This window comes from Dubosiella newyorkensis (assembly GCF_001945605.1).
In the GTDB taxonomy this organism is placed as follows: Bacteria; Bacillota_I; Bacilli_A; order Erysipelotrichales; family Erysipelotrichaceae; genus Dubosiella; species Dubosiella newyorkensis.
The window spans coordinates 1-17,599 of record NZ_MPKA01000079.1 but is presented as its reverse complement, the minus strand read 5'-3'; the positions used below and the strand labels follow the sequence as shown (position 1 = coordinate 17,599).

21 protein-coding genes and 1 pseudogene are annotated in these 17,599 nt (G+C 44.1%); 7 read left to right on the top strand and 15 right to left on the bottom strand.

Features of this window, described 5'->3' with window-relative positions; all coding sequences use genetic code 11:
* Positions 1-37 precede the first annotated feature (37 nt).
* The 3 genes from BO225_RS07790 to BO225_RS07780 all read right to left on the bottom strand — a co-directional run bounded on the left by BO225_RS07790 (position 38) and on the right by BO225_RS07780 (position 3,897).
* The gene (locus BO225_RS07790) at positions 38-457 is read right to left on the bottom strand and encodes a GNAT family N-acetyltransferase (RefSeq protein WP_076341682.1); all 420 of its coding nucleotides are present in this window, start codon (positions 455-457) and stop codon (positions 38-40) included.
* A gap of 15 nt (positions 458-472) precedes the next feature.
* Positions 473-2,239 carry a Na/Pi cotransporter family protein gene (locus tag BO225_RS07785; RefSeq protein WP_076341681.1) on the bottom strand — a complete coding sequence of 589 codons (1,767 nt, stop codon included), beginning with the start codon at positions 2,237-2,239 and terminating at the stop codon, positions 473-475.
* Between the two features lie 113 nt (positions 2,240-2,352).
* Positions 2,353-3,897, bottom strand: coding sequence for a nitrite/sulfite reductase (locus tag BO225_RS07780; RefSeq protein ID WP_198936117.1), 1,545 nt, complete (start codon positions 3,895-3,897; stop codon positions 2,353-2,355).
* A gap of 83 nt (positions 3,898-3,980) precedes the next feature.
* Between BO225_RS07780 and BO225_RS07775 the strand changes: the two genes are divergently transcribed.
* The 6 genes from BO225_RS07775 (at position 3,981) to BO225_RS12395 (ending at position 8,438) form a co-directional block, all read left to right on the top strand.
* The gene (locus tag BO225_RS07775; protein WP_076341680.1) at positions 3,981-4,592 is read left to right on the top strand and encodes a YigZ family protein; all 612 of its coding nucleotides are present in this window, start codon (positions 3,981-3,983) and stop codon (positions 4,590-4,592) included.
* Between the two features lie 3 nt (positions 4,593-4,595).
* Positions 4,596-4,862 (top strand): hypothetical protein, encoded by a 267-nt coding sequence (locus BO225_RS07770; RefSeq protein WP_076341679.1) that lies wholly within the window; start codon positions 4,596-4,598, stop codon positions 4,860-4,862.
* Positions 4,859-5,746, top strand: coding sequence for a GNAT family N-acetyltransferase (locus tag BO225_RS07765; RefSeq protein ID WP_076341678.1), 888 nt, complete (start codon positions 4,859-4,861; stop codon positions 5,744-5,746). Before BO225_RS07770 ends, BO225_RS07765 begins: the two co-directional genes overlap by 4 nt.
* 129 nt (positions 5,747-5,875) lie before the next feature.
* Positions 5,876-6,595 carry an ABC transporter ATP-binding protein gene (locus tag BO225_RS07760; protein ID WP_076341677.1) on the top strand — a complete coding sequence of 240 codons (720 nt, stop codon included), beginning with the start codon at positions 5,876-5,878 and terminating at the stop codon, positions 6,593-6,595.
* Positions 6,588-8,186 (top strand): ABC transporter permease, encoded by a 1,599-nt coding sequence (locus BO225_RS07755; protein WP_076341676.1) that lies wholly within the window; start codon positions 6,588-6,590, stop codon positions 8,184-8,186. Before BO225_RS07760 ends, BO225_RS07755 begins: the two co-directional genes overlap by 8 nt.
* Before the next feature lie 96 nt (positions 8,187-8,282).
* Positions 8,283-8,438, top strand: coding sequence for a hypothetical protein (locus BO225_RS12395; RefSeq protein ID WP_158023814.1), 156 nt, complete (start codon positions 8,283-8,285; stop codon positions 8,436-8,438).
* Between the two features lie 106 nt (positions 8,439-8,544).
* Here the strand turns inward: BO225_RS12395 and BO225_RS07750 are convergent, their stop codons facing one another.
* From BO225_RS07750 to rsmD, 10 genes are all read right to left on the bottom strand, one after another.
* A complete protein-coding gene (locus BO225_RS07750; protein WP_076341675.1) occupies positions 8,545-9,138 on the bottom strand; it encodes a hypothetical protein in 594 nt (197 codons plus the stop codon).
* Positions 9,135-9,701: an NAD(P)H-dependent oxidoreductase gene (locus BO225_RS07745; protein WP_076341674.1), complete on the bottom strand. Its 567-nt coding sequence runs from the start codon at positions 9,699-9,701 to the stop codon at positions 9,135-9,137. Before BO225_RS07745 ends, BO225_RS07750 begins: the two co-directional genes overlap by 4 nt.
* A gap of 54 nt (positions 9,702-9,755) precedes the next feature.
* The gene (locus tag BO225_RS07740) at positions 9,756-10,172 is read right to left on the bottom strand and encodes a cupin domain-containing protein (protein ID WP_076341673.1); all 417 of its coding nucleotides are present in this window, start codon (positions 10,170-10,172) and stop codon (positions 9,756-9,758) included.
* A gap of 11 nt (positions 10,173-10,183) precedes the next feature.
* Positions 10,184-10,900, bottom strand: coding sequence for a carboxymuconolactone decarboxylase family protein (locus tag BO225_RS07735; RefSeq protein ID WP_198936116.1), 717 nt, complete (start codon positions 10,898-10,900; stop codon positions 10,184-10,186).
* 100 nt (positions 10,901-11,000) lie between these two features.
* Positions 11,001-11,810: a Cof-type HAD-IIB family hydrolase gene (locus BO225_RS07730; protein WP_076341672.1), complete on the bottom strand. Its 810-nt coding sequence runs from the start codon at positions 11,808-11,810 to the stop codon at positions 11,001-11,003.
* Positions 11,807-12,679 carry a LysR family transcriptional regulator gene (locus tag BO225_RS07725; RefSeq protein WP_076341671.1) on the bottom strand — a complete coding sequence of 291 codons (873 nt, stop codon included), beginning with the start codon at positions 12,677-12,679 and terminating at the stop codon, positions 11,807-11,809. Before BO225_RS07725 ends, BO225_RS07730 begins: the two co-directional genes overlap by 4 nt.
* Complete coding sequence (gene proC, locus BO225_RS07720; protein WP_076341670.1) at positions 12,679-13,449, bottom strand: pyrroline-5-carboxylate reductase; 771 nt, start codon at positions 13,447-13,449, stop codon at positions 12,679-12,681. Before proC ends, BO225_RS07725 begins: the two co-directional genes overlap by 1 nt.
* A 12-nt stretch (positions 13,450-13,461) precedes the next feature.
* The gene (locus BO225_RS07715; RefSeq protein WP_076341669.1) at positions 13,462-14,346 is read right to left on the bottom strand and encodes a magnesium transporter CorA family protein; all 885 of its coding nucleotides are present in this window, start codon (positions 14,344-14,346) and stop codon (positions 13,462-13,464) included.
* Entirely contained in the window at positions 14,343-15,266 is a 924-nt protein-coding gene (locus BO225_RS07710; RefSeq protein ID WP_076341668.1) for an alpha/beta fold hydrolase, read from the bottom strand. Before BO225_RS07710 ends, BO225_RS07715 begins: the two co-directional genes overlap by 4 nt.
* Entirely contained in the window at positions 15,259-15,831 is a 573-nt protein-coding gene (rsmD, locus tag BO225_RS07705) for a 16S rRNA (guanine(966)-N(2))-methyltransferase RsmD (protein WP_076341667.1), read from the bottom strand. The genes BO225_RS07710 and rsmD overlap by 8 nt, the downstream gene beginning before the upstream one ends.
* Positions 15,832-15,901: 70 nt before the next feature.
* On the opposite strand from rsmD, the gene BO225_RS07700 reads away from it, so the two are divergent.
* Complete coding sequence (locus BO225_RS07700; protein WP_076341666.1) at positions 15,902-16,234, top strand: cupin domain-containing protein; 333 nt, start codon at positions 15,902-15,904, stop codon at positions 16,232-16,234.
* A gap of 33 nt (positions 16,235-16,267) precedes the next feature.
* On the opposite strand, the gene BO225_RS07695 is transcribed toward BO225_RS07700, so the two are convergent.
* Positions 16,268-17,323 carry a VanZ family protein gene (locus tag BO225_RS07695; protein ID WP_076341665.1) on the bottom strand — a complete coding sequence of 352 codons (1,056 nt, stop codon included), beginning with the start codon at positions 17,321-17,323 and terminating at the stop codon, positions 16,268-16,270.
* Positions 17,324-17,402: 79 nt separating this feature from the next.
* Positions 17,403-17,599, bottom strand: a pseudogene (locus tag BO225_RS12390) (flavin oxidoreductase); the annotation flags it as partial.

The following is a 17,599-nucleotide window of genomic DNA, read 5'->3' as shown; positions in this document are numbered from 1 at the left end:
ATACAAAACAAAAAAGATCCTGCAAGCAAACAGGATCCTAATTTCTCAAAAACTCTTTTTTCTCGACACAATAGAGATAATGCGGCTTTTCGACACCTTCATGAACGCGCGTCATCCGATCGATCACTTCCATGCCTAAACGAACCGAAATGATCTGCGAATATTCATTCACATCCCGAATGATCGAATGCACCCGCTCGACCTTCAAAACTTGAAAAGCGTAATCAAGGACCGCTTTGGCAGCCTCCGTTCCATACTTTTGATTCCAAAAGGCAGGATCGATCGCGTAGACAAGATCGAGAACGACCCTCTCTTTCCAAGGATGCTCGATCAAAGCGCACTTCCCGATCGCTTTCCTTCCCTTTTTCAAACAAACTTGCCAACCTTGCACGATCACGCCTTGCTCATAAATATGGTCGTGATCGATCTCGTCGAGTATTAAACGTTCCGTTTCCAATGTTGTTGACCTCCACTAGGATTGAATCGAATATTTGATCTCGTATTGATGGAGCAAGTCCGAATACTCGTTCTCGTTTTCGGCTTGGTATTTGCGCAAGAAACGATGGAGATTGAACTCTTTCTCGTCCATCTTGATAATATCGAGCGACAAGCTCGCGCAGTGTTGCGCGATATGGAGCATATCGTTCAACAAATCATACAAAGCCAAACCCTGCTCCGTATGACACTCGCCTGAACGAAGCCGAAGCACATGCCGCTTCTTGATCTCGTTGCAGTTCATCGTCACAAGATCCTTCAAAGGGAACACGGACTTGACGATCTTCGAATCGTTGTTGATGAAGCCATTGACCGTGATCGTCACGATCTCCTCGATCGCTGTTTCTACGACCGTCAATTCATCCACCGCCTTCAAAGAAAATTTTTGATTGGCATCGTGCATCTTTTTAGCCGTATTGGCGATCTCCAAAGCGTAATCTGACATCTTTTCAAAATCGCTGATCGCCTGCAGCGCCTTATTGATGGTCTTGCCTTGCTCTTCGCCAACTCCCGAAACTGTCAGCTTCATCAAATAACCACCCAATTTGTCTTCGTATTTATTGAGCGTCTGTTCAAGCTCGACGACCTTTTTATACCCTTCCGAAGAATAGGAATCCAGAAGATTCAAAGCGCGCAATACATTTTTCTTCGCCTTTTTCGCCATGCCCTCCATGACTTGCATGCTCTGCTCGTATGCCACTTGCGGATTGGACAGGAAACGATCCTCCAGCTTGTCGAATTCGGCCGTCGACTCCTCGTCCTTTTCGCTCTTTGGAATGACGATGAACATCAATTTTTTCAACAAAGGCACGCATGGAAGAAGAAGCGACATCGTGATCGCCCGATACGCCGTATTCATGATCGCGATCGAGAAAGGATCCATCGTCTTATCCATCCAATCGAAATGGAACACGAGATCGAACCCATAAAAGCCGACCAGCGCTAAGATCGAAGCGATCACAGCCACGATCAAATACAAAAACGAAGTCCGCTGACCATTCTTGTTCGCGCCCACCGCCGCTAAAAGCACAGGCGCGCTCGCGCCCACACTAATGCCAAGCACCATCGGGAACGCCGCCCCAAAAGCGATCGCCCCTGTTGTAGAGAGCGCTTGCAACACGCCGACCGCCGCGGAAGCCGACTGCAGCACGGCCGCGAACGCCACGCCAAAGAGCGTTCCTAACAATGGATTGTTGAGCGAAGTCATCATATCGATAAAAAATGGACTCTCTCTTAATGGAGAGACAGCTTGGGACATGACCGACATGCCTGTCATCAACACCGCGAAGCCAAGCAAGATATTTCCTACATGGGCGTATACTTCTTTTTTGCCAAACATCTTCAAAATGATCCCGATGATCGCGACCACAGCCGTGATCGTGGCGGAAGACAAGAACGAAGCGATGCCTCCAGCATCCAAATACGACAAGCAAATGATCCAGCCTGTGATGCTCGTTCCAATATTGGCGCCCAAGATCACACCGATTGCTTGCGAGACTTTCATCATGCCCGAATTGACAAAGCCGACGACCATGACCGAAGCGGCCGAAGAAGACTGGATGACACATGTCACCGCTGTACCCAACAAAAAACCCTTCAAAGGTGAATTGGTCAGCCGATACAAAATGAGCTCCAGCTTGTTTCCGGCCACTTTCTTGAGCCCGTCCCCCATCGAAGACATGCCATACAAGAAGAGAGCGACTCCACAAAGCAGATTCAAAATCATCAATACCGTGTTACTCATAATCCTTTTTCCTTTCAGAATTCATATTCACTTAACTTTTATTTACATGAAATTTACATAGAACGCAATAGAAAGTTACGAAGAAAAGAGGAATGAGCATCCATTCCTCTTATTTAGGCAAATGATTCGATGATCGAAACGACATCGTCTCGATTTTCTTGAACAAAAGCATCCCACGTTTTTTGACTTTCCAGGCACGCCTTTCCTAACGCCAAAAAAAGATCTGGCATGTCTTTTTCCAAAACGACACCGACAAATTCGCCAAAACGAACGTTGTCTTTTTCGTCGCTTCCGCCAACAAAGACACGGAACGCGGCTTGCGGGATCTTTTCGACCACTTTCACGAAACCTTGAAAGCCTAGCGAACCAACTTGATGTGCCGCGCACGAAGAAGCGCACCCTGAGATTCGCACTTTTGGTAGAACTTCGCTAATTTCCGGATGTTCGCGGACTTTGAAAATACAATCTCGCAAAATACTTTGGGAATTTCGCAAACCTTGCTGGCAAACAGCCGCCCCAATACAAGCGACAGAATGCTCGAATGGTGTGTTCGCGCTCTCTTTGCTCAATTCAAGGATCTCGGCTGCTTCTTTGGCCGTGCAGTTGATGAACCACAACGTTTCATCGGCGCCGATCCTAATCTCTACGCCAGGCATCTTTTCCAAGAGCTCGAGCATCTTGCGCGGCATTTCAGTCGGAAGAACGCCCCCAATTGGATGATATTCCACGCTGAAGAGCTCTTTTTGTTTTTGAGGGAGTACGCGCGCGGAAACGATCGTTCCTTCTCCTTGTTTGTCGATATTTTTTTCTTCGACTTTATAAAGGTCGAGACCGCCTTTGGCTTTGAGTCCATCTACGATCCTGAAATATTCTTCTTTGAGCTTTTCTGGTTCCATCGTTTCTTGCAAGAAGCGCGTCCTTGCTTTGGCGCGGTTTTTATAGTTGCCAAATTGACAGAAGAAATCGATCATCCCTCGCACATAATAGAGGATTTCTTTTGGATCAAGATTTTCTTCCATCAAAACGCCCATTTTATGATCGTTTCCAAGTCCTCCGCAAATATAGAGCTTGAAGGTTCCATCCGGATTGGCGATAAAGCCCATATCGCGGAAGGTCGCATGCACGGAATCATCCACGCCATTGGAAAAGGCGATCTTCAATTTACGCGGCATCTTGAAGTCGCGGCAAACCGATAACGTATATTCAGCGACCGCGTCGGCATACGGATTGACATCGAACGCTTCGCCTTCCTGCACGCCAGAAAGAGGAGAAACCATCACATTGCGGGGATTGTCTCCGCCGCCCGCTTTTGTATAGATGCCATGGTCTGCCGCTTCCCAAATGATCGGGGCGACTTGATCGTAGGATAGATCGTGCAGCTGGATCGTTTCGCATGTCGACATTTTTAATCGTTTGATGTTGTAGCGATCCACTAAATTGGCTAAAAATTCGAGATTTTCTCGATCGAGCTTTCCACCCGTCAATCGAAGACGAACCATGTGTTCTTGGTCGTCGCGCTGGGCATACGAGCCAAATCCTCCCGAAATGCCTTTATAGTCTTTGCGGGATAGATCGTGTTCGTGAAACTCTTTTGTTTCTTGTGCGAACTTGTCGATTTCATTATGATATTTTTCCATCCATTCGTCACTCATTCTCATAGTGTATAAACCTCCTGAATCAATTCTATCTTATCATAGTTCTCTATTTTGACTCAAAAGCTTCAATCCATTAAAATGGAAATATGCCAAAGATCATGAACGATGTCGAACACGAGATCGAAATCAAAAAAAGCCGTTTCATTACGTATTTGCATCGCAGCGAAAATGAAGAGGAAGCCAAGAGTTTCTTAAAGCTCGTCAAAAAGGAGCATCCAAACGCTAGACACGCCTGCACAGCGATGATCATTGGCTCTCTTGAGCGCAGCAATGACGATGGAGAGCCTGCGGGCACAGCGGGAAGGCCGATGCTCGATGTGCTGCAAGGAATGAAGATGCAAGATATTTTGGCGGTCACCGTTCGTTATTTTGGAGGCACTCTTCTTGGCAAGGGGGGTCTAGTCAAAGCGTATTCTTCGAGTGTCAAGCTCGCTTTAAATGAGGCTGTCCTTTTGGAAACTAAAAAGGTCGAAGTGTTCGCGATCGAATTCGACTACGCTCTTTTGGGCAAGGTCGACGGGTATTTTCGAGCCAAAGGCATCGAGATTATCGACAAGGACTATCAAGAAAGAGTGTATTATGAATATGTTGGCAACAAAAAGATCGAAGCGGATTTGCTCGAATTGTCGAGCGGAAGCATCCAGCCGATCTTTCTAGAAGAAATAGAAAAAGAAACACCAATTTCCATGGAGGAATAAATCATGCAGTTTTTAATTTTAGTTATTGCGGTTTTTATCACGTTTTTATTCGCGTTTTATATTTTGCCGGTCCTGATCCCGTTCTTGATCTTCTTTTGGGTGGTGGCCGCGATCGCCAAGGCGTTTCGCCGCAACAAGCAGGAAAGCGATTTTGAATCGTACTATCGAAACTACGAGGATCCGCAGCCTCGCATCCAGCCAAGAGAGGCGCGCCCGGATTCGATCGATGTCGATTATGTAGAGTATGAAGAAAGCGATGATGGGCAATGATCTTACAAAACGCTTTAGGTAAAGAAAAACAAGTGCTCTTCTTTTTAAAGAGCGCCTGGCATGCCCCTTATTATCAAATCGAGGCTTGGATCAAATACAAATTCAATCCGGAAGATATGTTTTTATTGATCGAGAACGATCAGATCATTTCGATCTTGCAGGCGGCCAAGCGTGTCTTTTCGATCCAAAACAAAGATTGTCTCGTCTCGGTGGTCGAGTTCGCTTTGACCGATCCCGAATACCGCAACCATGGCTATTTTAAAAAGCTCTTGGAGGCGTATATCAAAAAATGCGAATGCAATGAGCTGCTTTCGCTTGTGAAGACAAGTATTCCAAAGCCCTTTTTGCAGCAGGATTTTTGGATGCAGAGCGTCACGAAAGTGTATACGCTCTCAAGCGAAAAGGTGACATATTTGCCGATCAGTCGGGTAAGAAAATATCGGCCTGCTTTTGATCTATATCCACTTTACGAGACGTTTCTTTCTCACTTTGATAGTTCGATCCATTTGAGTCGGCAGGAGTTTGAAAACGATCTTGCTTATTATGCGCATGCGAAGCGAAATGTCGTTTTGATGTACAATAAGAGCTATGAACCTGAGGGATTCGCGATCTATGCCTTGCATGAAAACAAAGCGCGTATCGAGGTGCTCGTCTATTTGAATTCGAATGCGATCGAGTCTTTGTTTTCTTCGCTTTCTTTGATTTGCGATACGATCTTGATCGAGACGAGTCAATTCGAAGTGCTTGAAAAACTATATCCAAGTATTCGCTCTTATGAGAAAAACGAGATCCTTCTTAGGATCAACAATAAAAAGCTTTTTGAGCATTGGCTGCCCGTGAACGCCGATTTGTTTGGCCATCCTTCATGGGATCAGCTTCTTTAGTCCGCATGACGGACTTTTTTCATGTCTAATTTCTTACCTTTCATACAGAAATCGAGACATCTCATCCATCCCTAGTTTTCTCTTTCGAAAAACAAGCTTATAATCGAATACATCAGAGAGGTGATTTTTATGATAGATATCAAAAACGTTTCGAAGTCTTTTGGAACAAAAAAGGCGGTCGACGACATTCGCTTTCAAGTTCCTTCGGGTTCGATCACGGGCTTTATTGGCCCAAACGGAGCTGGAAAGACGACAACGATCCATATGATGACAGGAGCATTGGGAATCGATCAGGGCGAGATCTTGCTCAATGGGATCGATATTGCGAAAAATCCGATCCAAGCCAAACGGGAATTTGGCCTTGTTCCTGATTCGCCTGATTTGTTTTTGCGGCTTTCGGCTAGAGAATATATCAACTTCATGGCGGACATTTATCAAATCGATCAAAGTCTACGCAATCAAAGGATAGGACAGCTGGCGAAAGATTTTCAGATCGAAAGCGATCTAGACCAGCCTTTATCGAGTTTTTCGCACGGGATGCGTCAAAAAGCGATCATCATTGGCGCTTTAGTGTGCGATCCAAACATTTGGATCTTGGATGAGCCGATGACAGGACTTGATCCCGAGAGCGCCTTTTTATTGAAAGAAAAGATGAAGGAGCATGCGCAAAAAGGAAACACGGTCTTCTTTTCGACTCATGTGCTGGAGGTGGCTGAAAAATTATGCGATCAGATCGTCATCATCAACAAAGGAAAGATTTGTTTTGATGGGACGCTGGATTCGCTGAAAGAAAAGTTCCCGAATCAATCGTTGGAAGAGATCTTTTTAGAGGTGATTTCGAATGCGTGATTTTTACTTGCTTTCTAGAGCTTTGTTCAAGAACACATATTCGCTGAAAAAGAATCGTGGTAAGACGATCGCGTTAGCCGCTTTATTGTTTTTGTCGATTTCACCCATTCTTGTGATGGCTTACTTTTTATGTTTGGATACGTTTCAAAACAGCAACCTTGGCTTACTGACGTTGCAGGCGTTGTTGTTTTTGGCGAATATGATCATCTTCTGGACGGCTTTGTTCGTCTTCCCGAGCTCGTTTTACTTTTCAAACGATGTGCCGCAGCTGTTGACGCTGCCGATCCCGAGCAGAACGATCATCTTGGCCAAGACGTTCATGGCGTATGTTTCTTCGCTTTTGATCAGCGTTTTATTTTTGATTCCTGTCTGGATCGCTTTTGTGCAAGCAGGCGTCAATGGGCTAGGCGCTGTATTCTTTATTTTTCAGATCTTCTTGAATTTTTTGCCGGTCCTCTTTGTGATTGGGATCTTGACGATTTTGGTGATGCGCTTTATTCCTTTCTTTAAAAACAAAGATCGGTTCATGCTTGTTTTAGGGATCCTTTCGATCGGTTTGGCGGTCATTGTTGGCGTGGGTTCTCAAAGTCTTTCTGGAGATGCGATGGAGATCGTTCAAGAGATGCTCAGCAAAAACCCGCAGTTGTTTTCCAACGCGTTGAAGATCTTTTTTCAAATTCCAAGTGTGAGCGAGAGTATTTATTTTGGGTCTTGGAGCGCGTTTTTGATTTCGCTTTTGATTTCGTTCGCTTTCGGTCTTGTTTTTGTTGTCTTGGCAGAAAAGATGTATTTGCCTGTCGCGTTGACGATCGGCTCCAGTGGACAAAAGCGGGTCAAAGAAAAGAAGATCAAGGCGTCCGATCCTTTCATGAGTTATTTGGGCGTTCAATTCAAGACGCTGCTGCGTTCGCCAACCTACTTTTCCAATTTGGTGCTTGGATCGTTTGTGGGTCCGATCATGATGGTGGCGATTTTTTTGATCAATCCGGAGATCCGTCAATTTTTACCTATGCTCAAGTCGATCGATTTGTCCACTTTCTTTAATTTATGGACCGGGTTGTTTTTGGCTGGCGGCATTAGCGGCTTTTTCCTAGGTTCGATGAACGGGATCTGCGCGACGACATTTTCAAGAGAGGGAAGAAATATCGACTTTATCAAGATCATTCCTCTTTCTATGTCGAAACAAATCGACGCGCGATTGATCGTTGGATTGTTTTTTTCCATGATCAGCGCGTTATTGATGCTGATCGCTTTCCATTATATTTTCAGCTACGCTTGGTATTATGATCTAGCTTATATTGGTGGAGCGCTTTTATCTTCAATTTTAGTCAATTTGATTTCGATCTTGATCGATGGGATCCATCCAAAACTTGACTGGGAAGATGAAACGGGCGCGGTCAAACAAAACTTCAATGTGATGGGTGAACTCTTTGTTTCTTGGCTCATTCTCGGTTTGTTCGTGCTCCTTTATTTTGTATCGCCTTCTTTAGATATTTTTGCCTTATTGGCTTTGATCGTGACGATCGTTTTGGTCGGTATCTTTTATAAGTTCGTTCCAAAAATCGTGTTGAAGCATTTGATGAACGTTTGAAAATTGGCGGGACCAAAATCGGTCTTGCCATTTTTTTACTTTTTGGGCTCATTTTTTTGTTTTTTGTCGTATTGAATATTAGAAGGGAGTTTTGTTATGAATCACGACAAAGATATTTTGGAAAAACATCTCTTGGAGTTCGACGACATCTTCGCCGATATTTGCCGGTTATTGATTCCAGGTCTAGAATCGATGCAAGCCAACGAGCTGAAAGCGAGACGACGCGAGACCTTTTCCAAAACGAAGGAATGATCTCGGAAATCGAGATAGACGTGCTCAAAAAATGGGTCAAGGAAAGCGCGTGCTTGAACATTCAATCTAATAAAAAAAGGGATCGTGTATTTCCGCGATCCCTTGATTATAAATATTGTTTGGCTTGTTCCTCGTATTCCTTCGCTTTTTGATCATCGTGTTTATTCGCATACGATTTGGCGATCATCATCAAACAAGCACCCTTTTGATGCTCTGGAAGCTCGGGAAGCATTTGAACGAGCGCGTCGATATGATTGGCTTTGTGGGAAAGATAAATATCATACATCCATTCGGCTCTTTGGATCGTATTTTGATCCATCGTTTTTTTGATCTCCTGCAACAAAGCTTTTGCTTGTTTTCGATTTCCTTCATAGATATACGATTCATACGCCCGCAATACAAGATCTTGCCGCTGCATCGGATTCGTCTTGATTGATAAAAGCTCTTCTAAGATCTTGTTGGCTTTTTCATCCTCGTTTTGAAGCTGAGCGATCTGCATTTCCATCAATAACCGATTATATTTGGGAAAGGCCCACTTCCCTTTCCATGAGCGCAATGAATCAAGCAGCCGATCATACGCTCCTGACTGCATCCAGATCATGTACTGGCGCTCCAAGCTTTTTTGAACGCCCTTCTTGATTGCCGAATACAAGACGACCCCGACAACAAGTACGACACCAAGCTGAGAAATCCAATTCATCGATTCTCTTCCATCTTAATAAAAGAAAGGAACGCCTCCACTTGTTTTTCGACGATCGATTCGACATCCGGCGTATATTCGATCTGACTCGTCTCCATCGTTTTGCTCGACATCGCAATCTGCGCCAAATCATGATCCATCACCTTCATGCCGCCAAAATTCAAAAGCTCGATCAAAAGTTTCTGCACGCTCTTCGTACCATTCCTTCCCCCAATGCCAGATACAGTAGCGCATTGATTTCGCATCGCTGTATCGGTCCAAGCCGCACCTAAAGACATAGGACGAGACATCCAATCCAGCAAGTTTTTTAAAGACCCCGGAATCTGTCCATTGTATTCAGGCGTGACAAACCAGATCCCATCGGCCTCTAAGAACGAGTCCCGCCAGCTTTGAATCGAATCCGGAACCAGAAACTCAAGATCTTGATTGAACATCGGGATCTCTAGGTCATTCCGGATCATCGATCCAATCGCGCGTTTCTCCAAACTCTCCTGTATGATCTGAGCCAGCTGCACATTTAAAGAATCTTTACGAAACGAACCAACCACAATACAAATTTTCATATACTTTCTCCTTTTGAAAAAGTATACCAAATTCCTACTGTTCTAGCTTTAGATTCACTCTTCCTTCCAAACTAGAGCTTCATACTCTTTTTCATCGACCTTCTCGCACCATTCGGTTGATGTGTTTTCTCCAGGAACCTCGATCGAAATATGCTCGAACCAGTCGTCCTTGCTCGCTCCATGCCAATGCTTCACATTCGCCTGAATACGAACAAAAGAACCTTCCTTCAACGGAATGGCGTCCTTTCCTTCTTCTTGATACCATCCATGCCCGCTCAAACAAAGAAGGATCTGACCGCCACCATGACTTGCGTGATGAATGTGCCAATGATTGATACAGCCAGGCTCAAAGATCACATTCCCAACACTTACCCCTTCTGTCGAAAGCATTTTTAAATAACTGGTTCCTTCAAAATACTTTCCAAAAGGATTGACTTCACCACGCTCAAAAACACTTTTGAACTCTTTCATAACTATTCCTCCTATTCTTTTGTCACTTCATCCACGATCGCCCACGCATTCAATGTCCTAGGATAGCCGATCCACGGAATACATGTGCTTAAGATCGCCAAAAGCTTTTCTTTCGAATTTCCTACATTTAAATTTCCTCTCGTATGTCCGCGAAGCTGGTTTTCACAGCCGCCCTGCGCGTAAACATAACAGAACGTCACCATCTCCCGTTCCTGATCATTCAATCCTTTGCGCGTATAGTAATCCCCAAAACAGTTGGCCGCCAGCCAATAGTTTACATTTTCTCGCTCTCCGCCATTTTTCCATGTTTCCTTCAAACCTTCTCCAAAATAACGAACTTGCAAAGCGTTTCCTTTCTCTAAACAATCTTGAAGATTTGTGGTTTGCCGATCTTGTCGCACTTGAACATTTCGATCCAAAAAAACACGGTCCACGATTGAATAAAATGGAGCCACTCGCCCCATCCCCAAATACGCAGTCGCCTGATAGACGACTTCTTGGATCGCTTCTGCCTCGACACCTTGATCGAGCGCATATTTTACGATCCTTTCAAACTCTTCTTGTCCTTGCGATCCCAACAATACCGCCAAGATCGAAAGACAACGATCCTTCATGGACAATTCTACCTTGCTTGGAATTTCCTTATAGGCGAAATAAAGCCAGCGATCGATCATCTCCACATTTTCTTCACGAAATTTCTGATAAAGATCCTTGATCTGTTTTTCCATATTCTTCACCTCTACAGGCATCATAAAAAACAATTTGAAAATTGTACAATACTTATTGGATACGAGTACTATGCCTTCAAAGCATTAAAAAACAGAGTTTTCACTCTGTTAAAATATATTGATCGATCGCGTAAGCGACCCCATTTTGATTGTTGGACAACGTCGTCTTATCCGCTTTTTCTTGGATCTTTTCTTCTCCATTTTTCATGCAGATCGCAAGGCCCGCCTGCTCAAACATAAGGACATCGTTTTCCCCATCTCCAATACATGCGATCTCGCTTTGATCCAGATTTAAGTGCTCCCTGAGCCGATCAAGCGCTTTCCCCTTGGAAGAAGAACGACTAAAGATCTCCACATAATTCGAAGTAAAAGCCCCATACACTTCCGGAAACGACTGTAAGATCGTCTGGATCCGCGCTTTTGTCTTTTTGCCTAGAAAATAAAGCTGGATCTCCTCGACACGTCCATTCGTATTCAACAACTGCTCAAATAGATCTTTGCTCGCCTTTGTTTGAAACGCGTCCTTACCAAACAAAAGACGCCCATTCAAACGCATCAGCGCTCCATCCACCCAATATTCATGATCGATATGCGCTGAAATAAAAACAGGCTCTTTCTTGAGAGCGAAAACAAGCTCATGAACAAGATAGCGCGGGATCGAGGAAGAAAATAATTCTCGCTTATATTTGGTGTCATACAAAGAAGCCCCATTGCTCGTGATTACATACCGAAACAAATCCGAATGTTCCTGCAGCGTATGCGGCAAGCAAGAAAGCGTCCGACCCGTCGTAGGCACGATCTCGATGCCCGCTTCCTTTGCCCGATAGAGCGCGCTCAAATTCACCTTCGACAATTTAGAAAACGAGTTCAATAAAGTTCCATCCATATCGATCGCCAACAATTTGATCATGTTTTCAACTCCTTTTTCACAAATTCGAGAAAGGCTTCGGCCACAGGCGAAAGCAAGCGCCCTTTACGCCAAACCATGATCGTCCGCATCTTGATTTCCGGAGAAAAAGGACGAAAAACAAGTTTGTCGCTTTCTGCCAAACCAATGATCCCATCCACGCCAATGGCATATCCCATTTTTTGTTCTACAAGATATCCAACATTCGAAAACAACCGAGAACTGCCAACGATCTGCAGATCCTTCTCTTCTTTTTCAAGAAAGCGCAAAATCTCTTTCCGCACCTCTTTCCGATACGGAAGAAAGAGCGGAAGCGAATATACATCTTCTTTTTGAATGTGCTTTTTTTTCGCCAAAGGATCTTCTCTAAGCAAGATCAAACCCATTAAATCGCACGATCTTAAACGAATCCATTCATACTCTTCCTTCTCGACAGGCTCGATCAAAAAGCCAAGATCTAAAAGACCCGCCTCCAGCTTTTGCTTGATCTCTTGCGAATCGGCGCTAAATATTTCAAAATGCACTTCTGGAAATTGACGATGAAATTTCGCGATCCACTGCGCCATCTCTTTCGAACCATTGCTTTCGATACAGCCGATCGAAAGCGTCCCTTTCATCTTCTTAGAAAACTCTTCCTGCACTTTATCGCATAGCTTCACAATCTCACTAGCCCGCTGGGCGAACACCTCGCCTTTTGGACTTAGCCGGATCCGGTGATGATCCCGTATAAGCAAAGACACTCCAAGCTCTTCTTCTAGTTCTTGGATCTGCCTTGAAAGAGTTGGCTGAATGATATGAAGCTGCTTGGCCGCCTTCGAAACGCTTTTATTCGCTGCAACGCTTAAAAAATATCGCAGGACCCTTAGCTCCATCAAGACTCCTCGATCGCTTCGACAGCCTCGATCAAAGACGCTCTAAAGCCTCTTTTTTCAAGCGTCGTAACGCCTTTGATCGTCATTCCTTTCGGCGAACAGACCGCATCTTTCATCGCTCCAGGATGCAATCCCTTTTCCAAATACAATCCTCCCGTTCCCACAAGCATTTTGGCAGCCAGTGTATAAGCCATCTTCCGATCCAATCCATATTCAACGCCAGCGTCGCCAAGAGCTTCGATCATCAGATCCGCAAACGCAGGCGCGCAGCTCGCCAAGATCAAAGCCGTCTTCATATGCGCTTCATCCACGAATTGAACGAGCGAAACAGGAGAAAACAAAGACATGAACGATGCCAATTCTTCAGGCGTGCTGTTCGTTTCTTCCTCGACCAATGTGATCCCTTCCCCAATCGCGATCGGGGTATTTGGAATGATGCAAATCGTATTTCCATGCGACACGAGTTTAGAAAGCTTTTCAAACGAATAGCCTGCCACGACTGAAACAAGAAGCTTTTCTTGAAAGTCAAGAGAAGGCACAAGCGCTTCGACTTGATAAGGCTTGATCGCCAAAAGGATCAACTCGCTCTGATCGATCACCTCTTGCGCGTCATTACAAGCATGAACCCCATATTGTTGGGCCCTCAAGCACAACAAATCATAATGAGCGGCGCATACAAACACATCTTTTGGCTCTACTAATTCCTTCAATAAAAAACCTTCCAACATCGCTTGGGCCATATTCCCAAATCCTATCATTCCTATTTTCATCGTATTTCCTTCCTAAAATAAATTTTTCTTCGAAAAAATATAAATTTCTAGCGCTAAACATAACACACAAAAAATACAGGTCCCTATAAACCCTTGTCTTGTATAGATCAAAGGCAAGTATTTAAAGTTCATTCCAAACCAGCCCGTCACTAAAGTGAGCGGTAAAAAGATCGTTGTGACCCCTGTCAAAAAAGTCGTGATGTTGTTTTGCTTGGCCGATAAAATATTTTGCGCCAAATTGGAAAGCTGACTCGCATAATCTTTGATCGTCTGCACCATCGAATAGAGCTGATTGACTCTTGTCACATACAAGGACAATAAATTATTCGCTAACGCGTCTCTTTGTTGGAGAACGACATTTTCAAGCGTTTGCCCCATATCCGAAAGCTGCTCATAATACATGCCGAGCACATTGAGATCTTTTCGCATTCCCATGATGCTTTGGTCGAGATTTTTCGCGATCCCATGCTTGAGCTGTTCCTCCAATTCCGAAAGACGCTCTTCATATCTCTGCAAATAATATACGTCGTCCGCTATCAAAAACTGCATAAAATCGAGCAGGAAAACCATTGGCGTCGTAAGCTGATACTCCACTTCCTTTTGCATATCGCTCAAAAGCAGCTCGATCTTGTTTTGGTCATCGATAAAGTAGAGAGTATTTTCCGCGATACAAAAAGCGAAAACGATCTTTTGATTCGTTGGATCTTCTTTAGTCGGCAAGACAAAACTTCCCGACGTGATATCTTTATAATGATTCGCTTTGCAGAAGTGAATATCACTGATGCTTTTGCCAACAAGCGTCCGATCAAAAAGTTCTGGATGTTCTTGTTTAAAATCTTTGCTTGTCGTGACTTCGATCGCTTCTGTGACCGAGCCATTTTCCCATTCTCGCCTCATCTTCCACAGATCCCTTCCAAAAAATGAAGGATCGTCTCATAGACGAGCTCTTTATTCTTTTCATTCAAGATCTCATGCCGCATGCCATCGAACAAGACACCCTCGACATTTTTATACCCTTCCATCTTCAAAAACGATTGGGCTTCCTTCCATTTTTCGATCGATAAAAGAACAGGATCGTCTTCCCCTGCGATGAACAAGATCGGAAGATCGAGATTCTCTTTGCTCCAATTGCCTGGCGTATACACGTCTTTGACGAGCTTGAACAAATTTTTATAGCCATTGAGCGTAAACGTAAAGCCGTCGCTTGGATGCGCGTTGAAAGCGCGCACGTTTTCTTCATTGGCGCTGATCCAACGATTTTTATGTTTTCCCTCAAATGGGCGATCATAAGCGCCCGTGGATAGTTTTTCGATCAATTTGGAACGATGGTTGTTTCCAAATCGTTTTTCGAGCCGTTCGACGATGCGCAAGCCAAAATCCGTCAAAGGATTGTTGCCTGGCGCTCCACAAACGATCAAGCCATCGAGAAGCGCGTCGTACTTCTGCAAAAATTTGCGAACGACAAGCGATCCCATCGAATGACCAAATAAAATATAAGGCACATCGCTAAATCGAGCTTTCATCTTTTCATAGATCACATGCACATCTTCAACGATATATTCAGCCGACTCATCGTTAAAAAAGCCAAGCTCTTCTTGCGAGCGCACGCTCATGCCGTGTCCTCGGTGGTCGTGGATGATCGTGGCGTAGTGATGTTTCGCTAAAAACTTCATGAGCGGAAGATACCGTTCTTTGTGTTCCACCATGCCATGCGCGATCTGTACGACCCCTATTACCGTATCGGGAACGATCATCAAAACGCTCAATCTCGTCTCATCATATGGGGATGTTTTAAAAAAATAAGTTTTCTTATACATCGCTTTCCTCCTCCTTTCGATAAAAATGGGCTTTCGAAATGCCATACACTTTCTCTCGATACTTGACGAGATTTCCAAAACGTTCGGGCATTTCTTTCTCTTTTCGAGTTCGAATGACGATCTCGCCCTCTTCCTTCAATAAAGGAAGCGAAGAAAGAAGCTCCATGATCGGAATAAAGATCGAATCGACCGTATAAGGCGGATCCAAATAGATCAAGTCGAACGTTTCTTTGTTTTGGGCTAGCTTAGGCAGAGCGACGAACGCGTCTTGCGCCAAGATTTCATGATTCGAATGCTCCAAATGACATTTTTTTATATTTTCTTGGATCACTTTGACGGCTTTAGGCGCCTTTTCGATCATCACGACTCGATGCGCGTTGCGGGAAAGCGCTTCGATTCCCATGCTGCCACTTCCTGAAAACACATCTAAAAAGTCGCTTCCTGGAATTTTCCATTGCCATATATTAAATAAAGATTGTCTGATCTTATCCGTGACAGGGCGAGTGTCATAGCCTTCCGGGGCTTGAATGCTCGTTCCTCTTGCACTACCAGAAATAATACGCATATCATTACCTCTTATCCATAATCAGTACTATTATAAAAAAAAAGAAGATAAACCTAAAGGAGGAGTATTCATGGAAAAAATTAAAAATATTGAAAAAGCGGCTTTACTCGATCTTGCCAAAGAAATCACGGTCCGTCCTGGCGAAGTCGCCTCAAAAACACTCGCCCAAAACGAAGCGGTAAGCGTGACATTATTCGCCTTTTCTCAAGGCGAAGAGATCTCGACTCATTCTTCAAAAGGCGACGCGATGGTCACAGGCCTAGAAGGAAAAGGGATCGTCGTGATCGATGGTAAAGAATTCGAAGTGAAAAAAGGCGAGACGATCATCATGCCAGCCAATGTCCCTCATGCCATCAACGCAAGAGACGATGACTTCAAAATGATCTTAGTCGTGATCTTCTAACAAGAAAGGGAAGCGAAAATCCGCTTCCCTTTTTTATTGCGCATGGATCGAAGAGACGAGCCGCGTATTTGACATCCTCGCATAAAACGGAGGAACATGCCGCAAAATGTCTAGAAGAACGATAAGCGCCCCCGCTCCCCACACAAACAAGACGATCAATACGAACACAGGAAAACTTGTCACGAACAAATGAAGACACGCCGTTGGCAAAGCGAACAAAACGATCATCATGCTGAAGTAGCGCATCGCACACGCAAGCATGAACGATTGTTGCGGGAGTTCGTTGACGATCTTGAGCTGAAGGACCTTCATACCGATGCTCTGACCATGACAAAAACTCGTTAAAAGCCACAAATAAAACGTAAAGAAAACAAAGAACGGGATCTTTTGGGCAAAAAAGGACAACATCCCATACAATATGCCAGCACAGAACAAATCGATCCCGATTGAAAGCATCACTCTCAAAAGCGAGACCTTTTTCCCTAAGGCGTAACTTTGCAAATCGAGACTTTGACGACTTGGCAAAAGCTTTTTCGCCAATCCGAACACCCAATAGCCAAGAAAACCGCCCAATGTGTTCGCCATCAAATCATCGACATCGAACATCCGATACGGCTTTGGATAAAAGCCATACAAGCCGCTCAATTGGGTCAGCTCTAAAAACAAAGAAAACAAAAACGAAAACAGCACAGTTTTCGAAAGCGAGCACTTAAAATAGTAGCGCAAGTACATTCCATAGGGCATAAGCATCACAACATTGAAGAGCACTTGAAACAACGCGCCATTTTTCCACAAAGGAACTTGATGCTCTTCTTGAAACTCGAGAATATCCTTCACAAAAGAAAAAGGAATAAAATTGGGCGCTCTTCCAGGCGAAGCGGCGACCGCCTCGCGAGAAGGAAGAGGTAAAATAACTAAAAAATACACAGTCATCATATATAAAATAAAAGAATAAACGATCACGACCTTGAACGAAACGATCGAGCCATATTTGTGATAATTATATAAAATATAAGGCAGAGTGAAGAACAATGCCACAAACGGAAAGTAAATCAACGCGGTTTTGAATACTTCTATATAGGTATGCATAAAAACCTCCTACAAATAGTATAGAAGACTTTTATTTTCCCTACATTACATTGCTGTCATAAAAAAAAGAGGTTCCCCTCTATCTAAACGCTGGATAAAACGCCGTTCCTAATTCAATATACTCATCATGAATCGGATCGAACGCCAACAGATCCATCTTTGAAAGATCCGGTAACCCTTCCTCATCCAAGACCCTTTCATCCGCGGATGTATTCAAGATCTTTCCGATCACGATCCCATTCTCGCACGAAACTAGACAGCACTCTAAACATAAAG